The sequence below is a fragment of the Qipengyuania thermophila genome (assembly GCF_004153605.1).
Classification (GTDB): domain Bacteria; phylum Pseudomonadota; class Alphaproteobacteria; order Sphingomonadales; family Sphingomonadaceae; genus Qipengyuania_B; species Qipengyuania_B thermophila.
Map to the genome: position 1 here is coordinate 303,677 of NZ_SDSI01000001.1, position 16,556 is coordinate 320,232.

At 61.3% G+C, this 16,556-nt stretch carries 15 protein-coding genes; 8 read left to right on the forward strand and 7 right to left on the reverse strand.

The genetic code is table 11. The annotated features are described in order from the left end of the window. Position 1: 1 nt before the first annotated feature. A complete protein-coding gene (locus tag ETO60_RS01455; RefSeq protein WP_130002096.1) occupies positions 2 to 2,176 on the reverse strand; it encodes a TonB-dependent receptor domain-containing protein in 2,175 nt (724 codons plus the stop codon). 332 nt (positions 2,177 to 2,508) lie between these two features. Here ETO60_RS01455 and ETO60_RS01460 point away from each other — a divergent pair, with 332 nt between their 5' ends. After that, positions 2,509 to 3,774 carry a tyrosine-type recombinase/integrase gene (locus tag ETO60_RS01460; protein WP_130002098.1) on the forward strand — a complete coding sequence of 422 codons (1,266 nt, stop codon included), beginning with the start codon at positions 2,509 to 2,511 and terminating at the stop codon, positions 3,772 to 3,774. Positions 3,775 to 3,942: 168 nt separating this feature from the next. Then, a complete protein-coding gene (locus tag ETO60_RS01465; RefSeq protein WP_130002099.1) occupies positions 3,943 to 4,890 on the forward strand; it encodes an Abi family protein in 948 nt (315 codons plus the stop codon). A gap of 242 nt (positions 4,891 to 5,132) precedes the next feature. Here ETO60_RS01465 and ETO60_RS01470 read toward each other — a convergent pair whose 3' ends face one another. Together ETO60_RS01470 and ETO60_RS01475 are read right to left on the reverse strand one after the other, a co-directional pair. Continuing rightward, a complete protein-coding gene (locus ETO60_RS01470) occupies positions 5,133 to 5,540 on the reverse strand; it encodes a DUF2513 domain-containing protein (RefSeq protein ID WP_130002101.1) in 408 nt (135 codons plus the stop codon). Positions 5,541 to 5,631: 91 nt separating this feature from the next. Next, positions 5,632 to 6,252, reverse strand: coding sequence for a hypothetical protein (locus ETO60_RS01475; protein ID WP_130002104.1), 621 nt, complete (start codon positions 6,250 to 6,252; stop codon positions 5,632 to 5,634). Positions 6,253 to 6,426: 174 nt separating this feature from the next. Between ETO60_RS01475 and ETO60_RS01480 the strand changes: the two genes are divergently transcribed. Genes ETO60_RS01480 through ETO60_RS01490 form a run of 3 tightly spaced genes read left to right on the forward strand, consistent with a single transcriptional unit; the run spans position 6,427 to position 9,795 of the window. Beyond that, positions 6,427 to 7,944 (forward strand): recombinase family protein, encoded by a 1,518-nt coding sequence (locus ETO60_RS01480; protein ID WP_255416978.1) that lies wholly within the window; start codon positions 6,427 to 6,429, stop codon positions 7,942 to 7,944. Beyond that, positions 7,944 to 8,843 carry a plasmid partitioning protein RepB C-terminal domain-containing protein gene (locus ETO60_RS01485; RefSeq protein WP_130002106.1) on the forward strand — a complete coding sequence of 300 codons (900 nt, stop codon included), beginning with the start codon at positions 7,944 to 7,946 and terminating at the stop codon, positions 8,841 to 8,843. The genes ETO60_RS01480 and ETO60_RS01485 overlap by 1 nt, the downstream gene beginning before the upstream one ends. After that, positions 8,836 to 9,795, forward strand: a complete 960-nt coding sequence (locus ETO60_RS01490; protein WP_130002108.1) for a plasmid partitioning protein RepB C-terminal domain-containing protein — start codon at positions 8,836 to 8,838, stop codon at positions 9,793 to 9,795. The genes ETO60_RS01485 and ETO60_RS01490 overlap by 8 nt, the downstream gene beginning before the upstream one ends. 230 nt (positions 9,796 to 10,025) lie before the next feature. On the opposite strand, the gene ETO60_RS01495 is transcribed toward ETO60_RS01490, so the two are convergent. Then, entirely contained in the window at positions 10,026 to 10,346 is a 321-nt protein-coding gene (locus ETO60_RS01495; protein ID WP_017183376.1) for a DUF736 domain-containing protein, read from the reverse strand. A gap of 414 nt (positions 10,347 to 10,760) precedes the next feature. Between ETO60_RS01495 and ETO60_RS01500 the strand changes: the two genes are divergently transcribed. Both ETO60_RS01500 and ETO60_RS01505 read left to right on the forward strand, forming a co-directional pair. Beyond that, on the forward strand, positions 10,761 to 11,144 hold the full coding sequence (locus ETO60_RS01500; RefSeq protein ID WP_130002110.1) for an antitoxin Xre-like helix-turn-helix domain-containing protein: 384 nt from the start codon (positions 10,761 to 10,763) through the stop codon (positions 11,142 to 11,144). A 4-nt stretch (positions 11,145 to 11,148) separates the two neighbouring features. Continuing rightward, positions 11,149 to 11,832 (forward strand): RES family NAD+ phosphorylase, encoded by a 684-nt coding sequence (locus tag ETO60_RS01505; RefSeq protein ID WP_130002112.1) that lies wholly within the window; start codon positions 11,149 to 11,151, stop codon positions 11,830 to 11,832. 25 nt (positions 11,833 to 11,857) lie between these two features. On the opposite strand, the gene ETO60_RS01510 is transcribed toward ETO60_RS01505, so the two are convergent. Then, a complete protein-coding gene (locus tag ETO60_RS01510; RefSeq protein ID WP_130002114.1) occupies positions 11,858 to 12,613 on the reverse strand; it encodes a class I SAM-dependent methyltransferase in 756 nt (251 codons plus the stop codon). Further along, positions 12,610 to 14,004: a CoA transferase gene (locus ETO60_RS01515; protein WP_130002116.1), complete on the reverse strand. Its 1,395-nt coding sequence runs from the start codon at positions 14,002 to 14,004 to the stop codon at positions 12,610 to 12,612. Before ETO60_RS01515 ends, ETO60_RS01510 begins: the two co-directional genes overlap by 4 nt. Positions 14,005 to 14,078: 74 nt before the next feature. Here ETO60_RS01515 and ETO60_RS01520 point away from each other — a divergent pair, with 74 nt between their 5' ends. Next, positions 14,079 to 15,209: a citrate synthase gene (locus ETO60_RS01520; RefSeq protein ID WP_130002118.1), complete on the forward strand. Its 1,131-nt coding sequence runs from the start codon at positions 14,079 to 14,081 to the stop codon at positions 15,207 to 15,209. A 123-nt stretch (positions 15,210 to 15,332) separates the two neighbouring features. On the opposite strand, the gene ETO60_RS01525 is transcribed toward ETO60_RS01520, so the two are convergent. Next, the gene (locus ETO60_RS01525) at positions 15,333 to 16,274 is read right to left on the reverse strand and encodes a DUF2493 domain-containing protein (RefSeq protein ID WP_130002120.1); all 942 of its coding nucleotides are present in this window, start codon (positions 16,272 to 16,274) and stop codon (positions 15,333 to 15,335) included. Between the last annotated feature and the right edge of the window lie 282 nt (positions 16,275 to 16,556).

Here is a 16,556-nt window from a genome sequence, read left to right on the forward strand (position 1 = left end):
CTCAGAAGCTGAGGCGGACCGACGCGGACAGGTTGCGTCCCGGCAGCGGAACGAAGTCCTTGGTGAAGCTGGAGTGCCGGCGTCCTTCCGCGTCGAAGATGTTGTCGGCCTTCAGCAACACGGTGACGTTGCGGTCGCCCCGGAACGGCCTGAACGCCAGCGACGCGTTTACGAAGGCGAAATCGTCCGTGGGAGTCTCGAACGCCGCCACCCGGTTCTGGGCGGCAAACCACTGGACCTCCACCCGCGCGTCGACGATCCCGGCCTGCGCCTCCAGCGCGCCGAGCAGGCTGAGCGGCGGGATGCGCGGCACGGGCGAGCCGTCATCAAGCGTCGCGCGCACATAGTCGCCCCGCAGGTCGGCAAGCAGGGTGAAACCATCCTGCCGCAGCAACGGCACGCTCACCTGCCCCTCGACGCCGAAGTAACGCGCCCCGTCTTGCTGGTAGACGAACACCGGCAGCCCGTCCTCCTCCTCCTCGCCGGTCTGACGCAGATAGATGAAGTCGTCGAACCAGTTGTGATACACGGCGGCGCTGAGCTGGGCGGGGCCCAGCTGTCCGCGGACGAACCCTTCGACGCCCCACGCCTTCTCCTTGCGCAGATCGACGTCGCCGATCTCGAACGCCTGCGTGGCGACGTGCGGACCATCCGAGAACAACTCCTCGCCCGACGGGGCGCGCTGAACCCGCGTGCCGTTCAACCCGACGCGCAGCCCGCTGGCGAGATCGACCGACAGGCCGAGCGCTCCGGAGAGGGCGTTGAACTGCCGCTCGACGCCCAGGGGCGAGGACACGACCCCGGTGCGCTCCCAGCGCACCGCTCCTTCGAGCTGGGCCGCGCCGAGGTCATACTCCTGCAGGGCGAAAAGCCCGACCTGGCTCGTGCGGTGGGGCGCCACGAACGCCTCTTCCCCGACCGCCTGGAAGTCGCGGGCGTAGTATTGCGCCCCGAACGATCCGCGCAGCGCACCGGCCCGGTTCTGCACGAACTCGGCCCGCGCCTCGATGCCGTGCACGTCGAACACCGTGCCGACCTCGTCGCCCTCGAACTCCGTATGGGTGTAGTTCGAATAGCCGACGCGGGTGATCAGCCGTTCGATCGCCCCCGTGCCGAGCATCAGCTCGCCGCGCAGATCCGCCCGGAACTGCCGCAGGTCGATGGTGACGTTCTCGTGCCCGTGTTCGTCATGATCGTGGTCGTGGTCATGATCGTGGTCATGATCATGGTCGTGGTCGTGATGGTGGTGATGCCCCGCGCCGGGCCGTGTGGGCAGACCATAGCGGGTGTCATACCAGCCGACCGCCGCGCCAAGCATGCTGCCGCCCGAGAAGAAGCTGACGCCGGCATTGGCGCTCCAGGTGTCGACGAAGCTGTTCGGCAGGCGTCCGCGCTGTTCGGCAAGCTCGCGCAGTTCCTCGGCGTCGGCGAGTTCGCCCTCGGCTTCCTCCTCGGCGGCGCGGGCCAGCACGTCCGCGCGCAGGCGGCGAGACAGGACATACCCCGGCACCCGCAGGTCGCCGGCGCTGCGCCACGATCCGTCCGCGTGCACGACGAACCCGCCGCCGAGCGGCGCATCGACCGATCCGGCCAGGCTGGCGCTGTCGTTGACGCTGTCATAGCGCGCAAGGGCGTCGACATGCACCGACTCGTCCGGCACCCGGCGAGGGATGCGCTTGTCGATCAGATTGACCGCGCCGCCGATGGCCTGGCTGCCGTATAGGAGGACCGCCGGGCCGCGCAGGACCTCCACCCGTTCGAGCGTCAGCGGCTCAAGGCTGACGGCGTGGTCGTCCGACGTGTTGGACGCGTCCAGAGTGCCGAGACCGTCGACGAGCACCCGCACGCGTTCTCCGGAAAAGCCGCGCAGCACGGGCCGGGAGGCGCCCGGAGTGAAGCTCGTGGCGGTCACGCCCGGCAGGCGGGTGAGCACCTCGCCGATCTGCGCGTCGAGGTTGCGCTGAAGCTCCACCCCTTCCACGACCGACGTGCCGGCAAGGATGTCCAGTTCGCGCAGGCCCTGCGCGCTGACGACGATGACGCCGGCGTCGCGGCTGTGGAAGTCGTCATCCACGGCCGGCGGCGCTGTGCCGGTCTGCGCCGCAGCAGCGGCGGGAACGAGGGTGGCGAGGGACAGGGCGACGCGCGACGCACGCGCAAAGGCATGATACAACATATCCCGCCTTTTGCCGATCGCTGCTCGAAGCGCAAGCCGGTAAATGCTGCGCGACAGGAACATGCGGGTGCCGGTGCACCGGTGGCCGGCAGAATGTCGAAGGAAAATGGAGCGGGCGAAGGGATTCGAACCCTCGACCCCAACCTTGGCAAGAAGAACGACGGGCTTTTCTCCAGTACGCTCCACATCGCTATACCACGCTAAACGCTCGATATATGTAGCATTCCAGTTTCCCTTAGTGCGATCAAGATGCCTGAAATGGACTTGCATCTGCTGACAATTTGGTGACAAAAGGCTCGGCAGAGAATTTTGTCACCAAATGAGGGGTGGGGATGACTCCGGTCAAGCTAAACAAGCGCTGCGTCGATAGCCTGCTTCCGCCCTCCAAGGGGCAAGCGGTTCTCTGGGATACCGAGGTACGCGGCTATGGCGTACGTGTCCTTCCGTCGGGCACAAAGACCTTCATCCTCCAGTATCGCAACCCAGAGGGAATTCAGCGCCGCATCAATATTGGCCGATACGGCGTCCTTACCGTCGATCAGGCGCGCGATCAGGCCAAGCTGTTCCTGGCCTCCGTGATCAAGGGAGAAGATCCGGCTGATGAAACACGTCGTGCGCGCAAAGGCATGACGGTCGCGGAGATGTGCGAATGGTATCTGGCCGAAGCGCGGGCCGGGAACATCTTGGGACGACTGAACCGACCGATAAAGGCATCGTCCCTTGATATGGACGAGAGTCGTATTAAGACGCACATAATCCCACTCCTCGGAAAGCGCGTGGTGGCGCAGCTGAGCGTCGCCGATGTCGAGCAGATGCAGTCCGATGTTAAGAACGGGAAAACCGCTAAAGCTCGGAGCGGTGGTCGTGGCGGACAGGCGACCGGAGGAGCTGGTGTAGCCTCGCGATGCCTGGGTACGCTTCAAGCGATCATAGGGCATGCCAAGCACAAGGGGTTGCTGGCGGCCCATCCAACCCAAGGTGCGAAAAAGCTGGCCAGCGCAAAGCGGACCCGACGGCTGAGCGTCGCCGAGATTGAGACGCTCGGTAAGGCAATCGCGTTTGCCGAGCGAAACCACGAAAATCCTGTGGCGCTGGCCGTTTTGAAGACGCTTCTGCTAACGGGTTATCGCCGGGAAGAAGCCCAAGCCATGCAGAGGTCCTGGGTTAACGCCGCGGGAGGGTTCATCAGTTTCCCGGACACCAAAGGCGGTGCGCAAGTCCGTGCCATTGGCCCTGCGGCCCTGAAGATCGTCCTGAGCCAGCCAGAAATGCTCGGCAATCCTTATGTCTTCGCATCAGAAATCGGGGCCGGGCCCTATACTGCCGTGAGTTCCTGTCTTGACCGTGTTTGCAAGCTCGCAGGAATTTCGGGCGTCACGCCACATACCCTTCGGCATACGTTCGGAAGCATCGCAGGCGAACTGGGTTTTTCGGAACTGACAATCCGCGCTATGCTCGGTCACGCTTCGCAAAACGTGACGCAAGACTATATCCATATCGACGAAGCGCTGAAGCTGGCTGTTCAAAGGACATCGGATGAAATTGCGCGTCTACTCGACTTGGGGGCAAAACGTCTTGCAATGATGTCCTATCCATAACCAGCACCTTGTACCGAGCCTTGTTGGGACTGCCACCGGCTAGCTGCATCGAGACTCCCGGCGCCCAGTCCATACAAAGACCGGCGCCGTGTCGATGTCGCCAGTTACTATAAAATCTGCTTCGGGTGTGGCACTCAACACTCATGGTTGACGTATCGGGGGCATTGCGTGTCGGGGACAGACTGGAAAAGCTTCGCTGATCAGCTCCAGATTCTGAAGGATCGCGGCTTGACGGTGGGGGATGATACCCGAGCGATCAGTTACCTCGAGAAGATCGGCTATTATTGCCTCAGTGGCTATTGGTATCCGTTTCGCTCGCCAAAAGCACAGCCCGTCGGCCTGGTGTTCCGGGAAGACCATTTCCTTCCTGACTCAACATTCGAGGACGCTGTTGCGCTCTACGCCTTCGATCGCAAGCTGCGGCTCCTGGCGCTCGATGCGCTGGAACGGATCGAACGAGCCATCCGGGTCGACGTAGCCCACCTGCTGGGCAGGCTCGACTGCTTCGCGCAGTACGACCCCGCCCTACTGCACGGCAATTTTGCTCGCAGGGCAATTCCGAAGGGCTACAACGCGGGAAAGACCGAGCACCAGCTTTGGCTCGATCACCAGGACAAGCTGATTCACCGTAGCCGGAAGCAGCATTTCGTTGCCCACAACATGAACAAGCACGGGCGCTTGCCGATCTGGGTGGCGATCGAGATCTGGGATTTCGGTGCCCTTTCGCGGCTCTTTGCCGGCATGAACGTAAAGGACCAGGATGTCATTGCGGCCAGCTACGGTCTGGGGACGGGACGCGAACTGGAGAAATGGTTGCGAAGTCTGAGCTATCTTCGCAACGTCGCAGCGCACCATAGTCGCATGTGGAATGTGAACGTGTTGGAGCTGTCGCCGGTGCCACAGTTCGACCAGAACTGGCAGTCGCTCGCCAATGCGCGCCCATTCATGTACTTTTGCATCATGCGGTTTCTGCTGGCGCGGATCAGTCCGAATTCCAGCTGGGGTGAGCGGTTCAAAGCTTTGATGGCGGAGTTCCCCGAACCTGCAAACAAGGCCGTGACGGCCGCCGATTTCGGGTTGGTTGCAGGCTGGGAGGGATGGCCGCTTTGGGCCTAGACCATCCGCACAAAAGAAAACCGGCACGTACACATCGCTGTGCAGAGGTGCCGGTCATATTACGTCCATATATACCCATACGAACGCGTTTGTCAATGAGAGACATTCGCGGCGCTGCCCCAGACACTAGCTGAATCGGAGCGATTCTCGCCGTGGCGCGCTCAGATCAAGGCCTGCGGCACGGCGTCAGCCTGAGGCCAAGCTTCGCCCAATGCGCTCTTGCGACGGCTATATATCGGACCCTACAAATCGAGCTCAACCCCTGTGTGTTGCTCGATCTTCTTCTTCACCAAGCCCTTGGCGAGCGCCTTCAGGAGATCGAGACTGAAGCCGCCAGCCTTCTTTGCGCCGGCCTTTGTCTCGCGCCAGATGGCGGGATCACGGACGGTGTCGAGGAAGTCATGCCCGGCCCATGTGATCTGGCCAATCTGCCAAGCCGCGCCGGATAGCTTCGCTTTTATGGTAATGAGACCAGCATTGTCGAGCAGGTCCAGGTGATACTCCAATAGTTCTGCCTGCTCGCGCGGCAGCTTGCCTTCGCTGCTCTCGCCCAAAACCTCAGCGATCTCCGGGGTCAAAAGATCAAACGAGCGTCGTCCGTCTTCGATCTGCAAGAGCAGATCCCGGATGAGGTCCATGTCGCGCTTCATGCCTTGGACCGTACCGCAAACACAGCGGAAGGACAGCGAACTGTTCGACCGGCAATGACTGATCGCCATAATTGCCCGCACTGCTTGCGGGTCAGCGGTGAGCGAGCTGATAGCGGCCATTCTTGCGGGCACCGACAAAGCGCAAAAGACCGCAGCCGCACAGACCCGCAAGATCGCGCCGCGCGGACTTGATGCTCACCTGCCAGTGTGCCGCGATCTCGCGGGCTTTGACCGAGTGCCCCTTGCCGACTCGGTCGAGCACCCAGCGTTGGCGCTCATTGAGACCCAAACTTATTGGGTCATTTCCAGGGTCATTTCCAAGGTCATTTATAGGGTCAGAATTCGGTCGATGCTTGCCCAACGGCCGCTCATTCCCGTTTTCATGTGCCCACGATGTTCCCCCGCGCAACCATTCGGATGACTCGGCGAGTCTGGATTGCTGGCTTTCGATAATGCCGAGAACGAACGCTCGAATAACGGGAGACGTCGCAACCAAGCGCAGAAAGAATAGCGTGTCGGGGCCATGTTGCCCGGCCATCCAATGTTTTGCGGACCGCTCGCTGGCATGGGTCAGCCGCATCAGTTGCTTCACGGCACGATGCGTGTCCCCATGTTCCTTGCGCAGCAAATTGGCGATGGTCTCGGCAAAGGCTTGGCGACTGGCGAGCGCACCCTCCCAAGCTGGCAACTTCCTGCCCTTTTTCGGCAACATCTTCCGGTCCTTTCCCACATATACTGTTGAGAGTGCGGGAATGCCGGAGCGGTCCGTAGTTCGCGCTGCAGCGGTTGGCCGCCCTGGCCACTGCAGTTCGGGTTTCGAAAGGGGCGAGCATTGCCGGGATGGGAGAAAGACGAGGCACCGGGCGATGCAGAACAGAGGCCTACCGTGCGCGCGGCCGAATATGTTCGGATGTCCACGGACCATCAGAAATACTCGACCGAAAATCAGGCAGATGCGATCCGCCACTACGCCGCATCTCGAGGCATAGAGATTGTCAGGACCTATGCTGACGACGGCAAAAGCGGCCTATCGATCGACGGTCGCGCTTCTCTGCAGCGGCTGATTGCCGACGTCGAATCCGGCGCCGCCGATTTCCAGATGATCCTGGTTTATGATGTCAGCCGCTGGGGCCGTTTCCAGGACGCCGATGAGAGCGCCTACTACGAGTACATCTGCCGCCGCTCCGGAATTCAGATCGCCTATTGCGCCGAACAGTTCGAGAATGACGGGTCGCCGATGAGCACCATGTTCAAGGGCTTCAAGCGCGCCATGGCTGGTGAATACAGCCGGGAACTTTCGGTCAAGGTTTTCGCTGGCCAGGGGCGGCTCATCGAAAAGGGGTATCGACAAGGCGGTCCCGCTGGCTTCGGCCTGCGTCGGACATTGATCGACGAGCATGGTAACGTCGAAGCGGTCCTCTGCCGCGGCGAACAAAAGAGTCTCCAGACCGATCGGGTCATCCTGACACCGGGCCCGCCCGAAGAGATTGACGTGGTTCGCGAAGTATATCGCAGCTTCGTGCACGAAGGTCGCTCAGAGCGCGAAATCGCCGAGGAGCTTAATGCTCGAGGTGTTCTATCCGACCTCGAACGCCCCTGGACACGTGGCACCGTCCATCAGCTGCTGATCAACGAGAAATACGTCGGCGACAATGTCTGGAATCGGCGGTCGTTCAAACTGAAGAAGAAGCGGGTCCGCAACGCTCCTGACATGTGGATCCGCTCGGAGGGGGCATTCGAGGGGATCGTTGAACGGGACCTGTTCGAGGCAGCTCATTCGATCATCACGGCACGCTCGTTCCGCCTGACGGACGAGGAAATGCTCCAAGCGCTGCGAGGCCTCTACGCCAGCAAGGGTCTGCTGTCGGGCATTATTATCGACGAATGCGAGGGATTGCCGTCAAGCAGCGCCTACAGCTCGCGGTTCGGCAGCCTGCTTCGCGCATACAGTCTGGTCGGTTTTTCGCCGGAGCGGGACTATCGCTATATCGCCATCAACAAGGTCCTGCGCCGTCTCCATCCGGATATCGTTCGCGAAATCTTGGCGGGCCTCCATGCCCAGGGGAGCGATGCGTTTCAGGATCTTGCCAGTGACAGCATCCGGGTGAACGGCGAGTTCAGCCTTGCAATCGTTCTGGTGCGCTGCACGCCAACGCCGACCGGGATGCTGCGTTGGAAGATTCGCTTCGACACGAGCCAGCTTGCCGACATCACGGTGGTTGTCCGCATGGACATGCACAATCGCGCGCCGTTCGATTACTACCTGTTCCCCAGGATCGACGTCACGAGCGAACGACTGCGTCTCGCCGAAGACAACGATCTGCACCTCGATGCCTATCGCTTCGACACGCTTGATTTCTTCTATGACATTGCGGCGCCCGTCGCCATTCCGGAGGCTGCGTAATGCCTGTCGTGCGTCCTCAGCAAATCGAGATGATCCCGGTCGCCAAGATCACGGTTCTCAACCCGCGCTCGCGAAACAAGCGTCAGCACCGCGAGATCGTGAACAACATTGAGTCGATCGGATTGAAGCGACCGATCACGGTCAGTCGACACCGCGGCCCCGGCGGGCCTCGCTACGATCTCGTATGCGGCGAAGGTAGGCTCGAGGCATTCCTCATGCTTGGCCAGACCGAAATCCCGGCGGTCGTCATCGAGGCGAGCGAGAGCGATTGCCTCGTGATGAGTCTCGTGGAGAACATCGCTCGACGAACCCCGCGCCCGATCGATGTGATGCGCGAGATCGGTGCGCTGCGCGAACGCGGCTACAATGAAACCGAAATCGGTCAAAAAATCGGGGTTAGCAGTTCGTGGGTCAGCATGATCGTTTCCCTTCTGGAGCGCGGCGAGGAGCGGCTCGTGGCAGCAGTGGAAACGGGCCTCATCCCGATCAGCCTCGCCATGGAAATCTCGCGGGCCGAGTCCGAGGAAGCGCAGAACCTGCTGCTCGACGCTTATGAGACGGGCAAGCTGCGCGGCAAGAAACTGGCTTCGGTGAGAAGGTTACTCGAGCTGCGAATGCGCGGGCAGAACAAGTCCATGCCGTCAGGCAAGCTGGGCAGACGATCCGCCAATCGGAAACTGACCGCGAGCGACCTTATGCAAGTTTATCAGCGAGAAGCGGAGAAGCAGCGTCTGCTCGTGAAGAAGTCCGATTTCACGCAAACCCGGCTGCTGTTCATTGTCGAGGCCATCAAGGATCTGCTCGGTGACGAGGGGTTTCTGACCTTGCTCCGTGCCGAGGGGCTGGAGACCATGCCACGAGCCCTTGCCATGAGAATCGCGGGCCAAACCGATGACTGACTGGACCGAGACTGAGACATCAGGTCAGGAGCCGGGCTCGGAACACCGCGTCCGGCTCGGCTTTGAACGCGAAACCGTCACCGTTGCACTCGATCAGCTCGTCCCTCTGAAAATACTCCAGCAAGGCGTCCGAGAGAGCAAGAAGTTCGCCCAGATCGTCAGTTCGATCAAGGCGATCGGGATCGTCGAGGCTCCTGCTGTCGCGCCCGATCCCAAGCATCCGGGGAAGTATTTCCTGCTCGATGGCCATCTGCGGATTGAAGCTCTGCGCCAGCTCGCGATTCCGACAGTCGAGTGCCTCGTCGCAAATGACGATGAAACCTACACCTACAACAAACGCGTCAATCGCCTGCCACCCGTGCAGGAGCACCGGATGATCGTGCGCGCGATTGAACGCGGCGTCACAGAAGCGGTCATCGCTGATGCGCTCGGTCTCGAAGTGCAGTCGATACGCGCACGCTTCCGTCTCCTCGACGGCATCTGCGCTGAGGCCGCTGATGCGCTGAAGGACACCAATTGCTCAATGAAGGTGTTTGATCTTCTGCGGCGCATGACCGCGTTCCGCCAGATTGAAGCCGCTGATCTGATGATCGGTCAGAACAACTTCTCCGTGATGTTTGCTCGTGCGCTACTAGCGGCGACCCCGGATGAGCAGCTTGTTCCCGTCAGCAAGAAGGCGGGCAAGGCCGACGCGGCGGGACCAACCAGCCAGCAGATCACTCGCATGGAGCGAGAACTTGCCGCTTTGCAGACGCAGGTCAAATCGGTCGAGGAAAGCTATGGGATCGACAACCTCCACCTGACCTTTGCGCGAGGCTATCTCGGCAAACTCCTTGCCAATGCGCGCATAGTGCGTTGGCTCTCGCTGCACCGTCCAGAATATCTGACCGAGTTCCAGCGCATTGCGGAAATCGACAGTCTCGGCGGCTTACCCGCGCCCAGCGCTGAGTAATGTGATGGGGACCCGGACCCGATAAGCGCGGGGACCATGGGAGACGCCGCACTGAGGGGCGGATCGAGCATGGAGGTGGGAATGGCGGCGAACCCGCAGGAAGCCCACCAGGTCGGCCGCCATAGGGTCCGACCGCCTATTGAAAATGTGACGGGCGCGTCCTGCCGTGCGCGCCCGTCACGAGATGGGAGAACCGGCCCCGCCCGGTTAGGCGGAGCCGGTGCGGCGGGTCAGGCCGGCGGATTCCAGATGATGACCTTCTTGGAGGGATCATCGCCCGGCGCGTTGGCGATATTGCCGTAGATCGTGCCGAACTCGGGTGCGGAGAGCGAAACCGAAACATATTCGGCGCCGGTGTTCTGCGAGAAGCGCTTCCAGCCTGCGCCCAGCTCGAAGCCGTTCTTGCGGCTGACGATGCGATAATCGGGCTCGGATTCCTTCGCCTTGCGGTTGTTGGGGATGATCGCGATCGGCGCGGAGACCGTCAGCGTCGCCAGCGTGCCCTCGAAGCTGTCGTCGGCCTTCACGGTCAGGTTAGCGATGGTAGCCATGAAAATTCTCCTTCGATTGTCGGGGACCATCCCCGATGGCGCCCACCAAAGGGTCCGGCTGCTGGCGTCACCGAGCGCGCCGCGCGAGGGCGAACCCCGCACGGGGTTGACGGCATGAGGCGGACGAGACCCGCAGACAGGCGACAAGCAAGGGGTGGTTCGCGCACGATCTGGAGAACAACCGATACCAAGCTCCCGGCAAAGGCCAGCGACTTCGACACGCGTTTGAGCGGTGTCAGGCACTGGGATCATTCCCGACACCCAAGGCGAGCAACTGCCAATCGCGTCAGCCATGTGACCGGATGAGGCGCGTGCCAGACAAAGCCTCGCGTGAGCGGCGCCATGTTCATATTTCTACGCATCATTGACTTTCGCGCGATTTATAATCATATTGCTGCTTGGAAAGGATGAGCAATGAACGTGAGCGAAGCCAAGGCGACCGATCGCAAGGACCTGACTGGTCCGGCGCTCAGGACATTCTTTCGCATTGCCGAAGCTTGGGGCCTCCGCGAGCAGGAGCAGATGCGCCTGCTTGGGCTAGATAGCCGCTCGACCTTTCAGTCCTGGAAGCGCGGGGCGATCGCAGCCCTTCCGAAAGACGCGCTCGAACGGATTTCCTATGTCATGGGCATCTACAAGGGGCTGCATATCCTCTTGCCCAAGACCGCCGACGACTGGGTTCGCAAGCCAAACAAGGCGCGGACGTTCGGGGGCGCGTCGGCGCTCGACCGCATGATGTCGGGTAACGTCTCGGACCTCTATGTCGTGCGGCAATATGTCGACGGGCAGCGCGGCTGATCCCTTGGACATTCCCGTAACCGAGGTTCGGTGGCAGCCCTGTTACCGGATCATTCCGAGCCGCTTTCCGCCTATCGCGCTGTTCGAGGCGGTTGCCGATCCCGCTGATCTCGAAGCTGTCTTCCAGATCGAGGCAATGACCAATGACCGCTTGCGCGAGGAGGCCGGTGACCTTGCGCTCGTCCCTGCCGAAGATCGCATCGCAGGCCCTGGCACGTCGCCGATCATGGCGGCCTTTACCCATCTCAATCCCGAAGGCGACCGGTTCACGGATGGGAGCTATGGTGTGTTCTACGCTGGCCGCACTCTTGGCACGGCGATTGCGGAAACGCGTTACCACAGAACCCGCTTCCTCGCCGCGACGGACGAACCCGCGCAGGAACTCGATATGCGCGTCTATGCAGTCGACCTTGACGCCGCATTGCATGACATTCGCGAGATGCGAGCCACCCAGGCCGCGCTGTATCACCCGGACAGCTACGCCGTCGCCCAGGAGACGGCGCGCAGCCTGCGCCACGAGGGTGCGAACGGCATCGTCTATGCGAGTGTGCGCGATGAGGGCGGCGAATGTGCAGCGGTGTTCCGCCCGCGACACCTGTCCAATTGCCGTCAGGAACGCCACCTCACTTATGTCTGGGATGGCTCTGCGATCAGCACTGTCTATGAGAAGCGCATGTTGGAAGGGTAATCTTCAGGAGTATTGCCACCAATTTTCAGTGATCCTGATACTTACCGCTGTCCCCGTCTGTTACAACCAGACGGTAGCCAGCATCGTAAACCTTGCGTTCAAGCATGTTTGCATATCGCCGCGCCCACTCGCCAGTCTCGAGATCGTCGCTAAGGCGGGCGATCCCCTTGGAAATGTCCGGCAGTGCCCAAAATGAAGAACTGCCCGAACGGAGCCTTGGGTCGAGGTAAGCATACGGTCGGCGCCAATAGGCGTAGAGGAAGCCGTCGCTGCAATCGTGCGGGATCATGAGTGGCTCTACACGGACCCGACCCAAGTATTTCTCGTACTCGTCGAGCGAAGGCATCTGCGCTTCGTCGAGTGCCGCGAGCTCCGGAAGGTAGTCTGTGAGCCAAGGACGACTGGCGGGATCAAAGGTCAACAGAACAACTCTGCCGCGCGCCACCCGCCGCAGCTCGCGCAAACCTTTCGGCTTGTCGCGCCAGTGGTGCACAGTCAAAATTGCCATGGCAGCATCAAAGCTGTTGTCGTCGAATGGCAAACATTCCGCTGATGCCTTGACTGCCGGTGCAGCATTGGGTGCACGTTTGCGGATCATGTCTATTGACGGTTCGACCGCCACAACTTGCCGGTCGGTGGGTTCGTAAGAGCCGGTGCCCGCCCCCACGTTGACCACTGATCGGCAGTCACTCAGCGCTTCCTTGATCGCCGAGGCAATGCGGGGATCGGGCCTGCGCAGATCGGCGTAATTGATGCCGATTGAATCATAAAGTGCAGTCATGTCGATTCCCCCGAAACCCTCTCCCAATGCGCACCTGCCGATCCCAGCTTTTGCGCGGGGCGCTCCCAACGCATGTCGCAGTTCGACAACTTCAATGGGGACTTCAATCGAAGCGCAGGACCCCAGGGGGTGAATTCCGTAGCGCTGGCGTAGTCGGTACGCGCAGCTGGCGGAAAATCGCCAGTGGTTGGCTCACCACGGGCGGCGAATAAGAGCTCAGCCGTACGCGCAAGGGAAAGGCGCGCCTTTCGCTGTGTCGAACCCGACAAGCGCGCGCGTACCCCGATGATCACAGCAGCCGCCATCAGATACCCCGTAGCGTGATCGAGCGCCTGCACCGGCAAGGAGACCGGCCGATCCGACGACCGCCAGACCATGCCCGCCGCAGCAATGCCCGATGACAGCTGAACCAGACTGTCAAACCCGCGTCGGTTGGCCCACGGGCCGGAATGACCATAGGCATTGAGCGAAACGTCGATCAGGCCGGGCCGGATGGCCTGCCGTGCGACAGGGCCAAGCCCCAACGCCTCAAGCGCATCGCGCCGATAGCCATGAACTAGCACATCCGCTTCAGACAGCAAATGCTCGAACACTTCTCGATCAGGCTGACGGCGAAGATTTAACCGCGTGCACCGCTTGCCGAGCGTTACATCGGGCGCGATGGCGGGCTCATCCCAGTCTGGGGGATCAATCCGCAACACGTCAGCGCCAAAGCCTGCCAGAAAGCGGGTCGCTATCGGCCCTGCCAGAATGCGTGTCAGATCCAGAACGCGCAGCCCTGCCAGCGGGCGATCCAGCTTCGGCCTCCATGCAGAGGGGATGTCACTGCCAGCCTCTCCCCAATGGACGAGCGGCTCGGCAATCACCGCTCGACCTTGAGGGTGCTCCTGCCACTCGACATGGCTTCGCATTACCGCAGCACATCCACCTGCTGCGACAATGGCCGTTTCCAGCTCTTGCGATGATCGTTCAGCGATAGCAGCTGAAACTGCATCACGGTCTGGCTCGCAATCCAGAACCGAGAGTGCTGCCTGCTTGTGATGCGGCGCATTGGTGTGCAATTTGATCCAACCATCGTGAGCCTCATAATCGCCCGCAATCGGATCCCAAGCGTTCGGCAATTCCCACCCCAGAGGCGCAATTGTGAAATCGAACCATAGCGAAGCCATGCGTCGATCCACCTCCACGCGCACAGTCTGGCCCTGAGCAGCCATCAGGTCTGCCAGCGCCAGTCCGGCCGCACCGATCGAAGCGACAGCAAGGTCGGTCACCGGGAAGCAGGACGGAAGGCTCTCAGTGCCCGTCACGCTCAGCCACTCGATCACATGATCGGGCAGTCCAAGCGCTGATGAGCATTGCGTAAGAATCGCATGCGCGGAAAATTGGGGCATCGGTGCTTCCTCTTGAAACGGAAGAAACTAACCGCACTTGGATTTTGCGATCAATCTTGATACATATAATCAATATGAAGTCCTGGATTGATCGAAACGCCGCGCTCGCTCTGTTGGGGGTCAAGGCGCAGACTCTATACGCCTATGTCAGTCGTGGTCGTATCCGCATGGAGCCGGATCGCGCGGACGCGCGCCGCAGCCTCTATCATGCCGGTGATATCGATGATCTGGTGAGGCGGCGCTCGCGCGGGCGCAAGGCTGCTGCCATCGCAGCAGGGGCGCTCTCGCTCGGTGAACCAACCATCCCAACCGGAATTTCAACCTCAGCCAAAGGGAGATTGTTCTTCAAGGGTCAAGATGCAGTTGCGCTCGCCCAGACCGCACCGTTGGAACATGTCGCCAGCCTGTTATGGGAAGCGGCGATTCCTGCTAATCTGTCCAGTCGCTCGGTGGCTGCCCCCGATCCCTTTGCTGCCCTAGCGTGTCTCGCATCAGCCTCCCAGCCGAGCCTTGGGCGTGGTCGCGTAACCCTGATCCAGGATGCGGGCCTGATTGTCGGTTCAATTGCCAACGCATCTGGCGCATCATTGGATGATGCACCGCTTCACCAACGGCTCGTGGAAGGCTGGGGCTGCGATCCCACGGTAGCGCCCAAGCTGCGTGAAGCGCTTGTGCTGATGGCTGATCATGATCTGACGGCATCGACCTTCGCCGTCCGGGTTGCCGCATCGACAGGAGCCTCGCTTGCAGCAAGCATCCTCGCCGGACTCTGCGCACTTTCTGGCCCGCGCCACGGCGGTGCGCCAGCGGCCTTAAGCCAGCTCATCGCCGAAGCCGCGCGCGACGGCGTGGCAAGCACGGTTGATCGCTGGCTCAACCGCGGCGCAGAGTTACCCGGTTTTGGCCATCCACTTTATCCGGATGGCGATCCGCGCGCGGTCGTCATGCTTGAGGGCATCGTCATCCCTGATGCCATGAAGCGCTTGGTGGACGCCGTTTTCGCGAAAACTGGCTTACGGCCCAATTGCGATTTTGGACTTGTTGCGATTTCAACCCGATTTGCATTGCCTCAAAATGCGCCCTTCAGCCTCTTCCTGATCGGCCGAAGCGTTGGCTGGTGCGCGCACGCGATGGAGCAATCCCTATCAGGCCAGTTGATCCGCCCTCGCGGTCGGTACCAAGGTCCGGTGTTAGCGATTGATTGAACCTGAGCACAATCGACGATACCTGGGCTGGACGAGCGGCGGAACTCCTTTTTTGCCAGAAGGCATTCAAACGTCAGGAATGTTCACGTAACTGGCTCAATCAATTTCCGTACAATTCGGCGGTCACGCCGGTTTCCGATCACGGAAATCCCAGAGTGGAATGCCCATCTTGCGCGCCTTGTCGGCAAGGTTGTCCTGAATGCCCGTGCCGGGGAAGACCACGAGCCCGACTGGCAAGGATTCGAGCATGCGATCATTGCGCTTGAACGGTGCGGCCTTCTTGTGCCGGTTCCAGTCGGGACGAAAGGCAACTTGCGGTACGCGCCGGGCATCGGCCCAGCAGGCGGCGGCGCGCTCAGCGCCGGTCGGTGTAGCCCCGTGCAGGAGTACCATATCGGCATGGCGAGCATGGACCCGGTCGAGCGCATCCCAGATCGCTGCATGGTCATTGCAATCAGGGCCACCTGTAAAGCCGACGCGTGTTCCTTGAGGGAGCATCACGCGAGCCTTCTCGCGGACGCGCTTGTCGAGGAAATCCCGGCTATCAATGACGGCGGAGGTAAGCGCCTTGTGATTGACCCGCGATCCCGAGCGCGGTGTCCAGGCCTTGCGCATATGGATGCGGAACTGATCGGCTGCGGTATCGCGAAAGAACTCCATCGTGTCGCGGCGCTCGATCATCGATACGCCTTCACAGATTGAACGCTCCAGTTCGACCGAACGAACTTCGCTGCCGTCCTGCTCGCGCTGCAGTCGCTTTTGCGCCTGCTCGTTGTCGTCGAGGTCGCGTTCGATTCGCTCGGCCGAGCGATGGAAGACGTTGACCAGCTGCCAGAGCAGATCCTCAAGATCGGGTTCGATCCGGGTGTCGATCAGCGCTGCGACCATGCCGTCGAACATGTCGGCAACCGCGCCGCCTGCGAGCCTGGCTTCGGGCAACGGACGTGCGTCGGGCTCGTCGTCGAAGGGGCGATAGCCATAGAGCTGCATTTCCTGGAGGAGATAGGCGGTAGGACCGGGTTCGCTCTGGCCCTCGTCATCGAAATGGTCGGAAGCGTTTTGCATGATTGTCTCCGCATCTCACGCCGCGCCACTCGCGGCTTCGTGGCGACGCCGGGCGGCAGGGGAGGCAGGGATGCACCCGCGCTCTCGCGGGCCGGAGCGACAGCGGAGGATGGAAGAAGACGCCTATTTTGCTTCGCGATGCAAAGGAGCACCGCTCCGGCGGAAAATAGGCGCCGCTCGCCCATTGCAGCGCCTGGCGCCCATGCCGCAGTCGCCCCTTCACGAAGCCGTTGCGCGGCAACCGACCGATTGCGGAAAATTTTCAATGCGCTCCTGCCAAAG

Excerpts from the sequence above, each read along its gene's own strand:
- ETO60_RS01455 (WP_130002096.1), bottom strand. The coding sequence starts at position 2,176 with ATGTTGTATCATGCCTTTGCGCGTGCGTCGCGCGTCGCCCTGTCCCTC.
- ETO60_RS01460 (WP_130002098.1), top strand. The coding sequence starts at position 2,509 with ATGACTCCGGTCAAGCTAAACAAGCGCTGCGTCGATAGCCTGCTTCCG.
- ETO60_RS01470 (WP_130002101.1), bottom strand. The coding sequence starts at position 5,540 with ATGAAGCGCGACATGGACCTCATCCGGGATCTGCTCTTGCAGATCGAA.
- ETO60_RS01475 (WP_130002104.1), bottom strand. The coding sequence starts at position 6,252 with ATGTTGCCGAAAAAGGGCAGGAAGTTGCCAGCTTGGGAGGGTGCGCTC.
- ETO60_RS01485 (WP_130002106.1), top strand. The coding sequence starts at position 7,944 with ATGCCTGTCGTGCGTCCTCAGCAAATCGAGATGATCCCGGTCGCCAAG.
- ETO60_RS01490 (WP_130002108.1), top strand. The coding sequence starts at position 8,836 with ATGACTGACTGGACCGAGACTGAGACATCAGGTCAGGAGCCGGGCTCG.
- ETO60_RS01495 (WP_017183376.1), bottom strand. The coding sequence starts at position 10,346 with ATGGCTACCATCGCTAACCTGACCGTGAAGGCCGACGACAGCTTCGAG.
- ETO60_RS01500 (WP_130002110.1), top strand. The coding sequence starts at position 10,761 with ATGAACGTGAGCGAAGCCAAGGCGACCGATCGCAAGGACCTGACTGGT.
- ETO60_RS01510 (WP_130002114.1), bottom strand. The coding sequence starts at position 12,613 with ATGACTGCACTTTATGATTCAATCGGCATCAATTACGCCGATCTGCGC.
- ETO60_RS01515 (WP_130002116.1), bottom strand. The coding sequence starts at position 14,004 with ATGCCCCAATTTTCCGCGCATGCGATTCTTACGCAATGCTCATCAGCG.
- ETO60_RS01520 (WP_130002118.1), top strand. The coding sequence starts at position 14,079 with ATGAAGTCCTGGATTGATCGAAACGCCGCGCTCGCTCTGTTGGGGGTC.
- ETO60_RS01525 (WP_130002120.1), bottom strand. The coding sequence starts at position 16,274 with ATGCAAAACGCTTCCGACCATTTCGATGACGAGGGCCAGAGCGAACCC.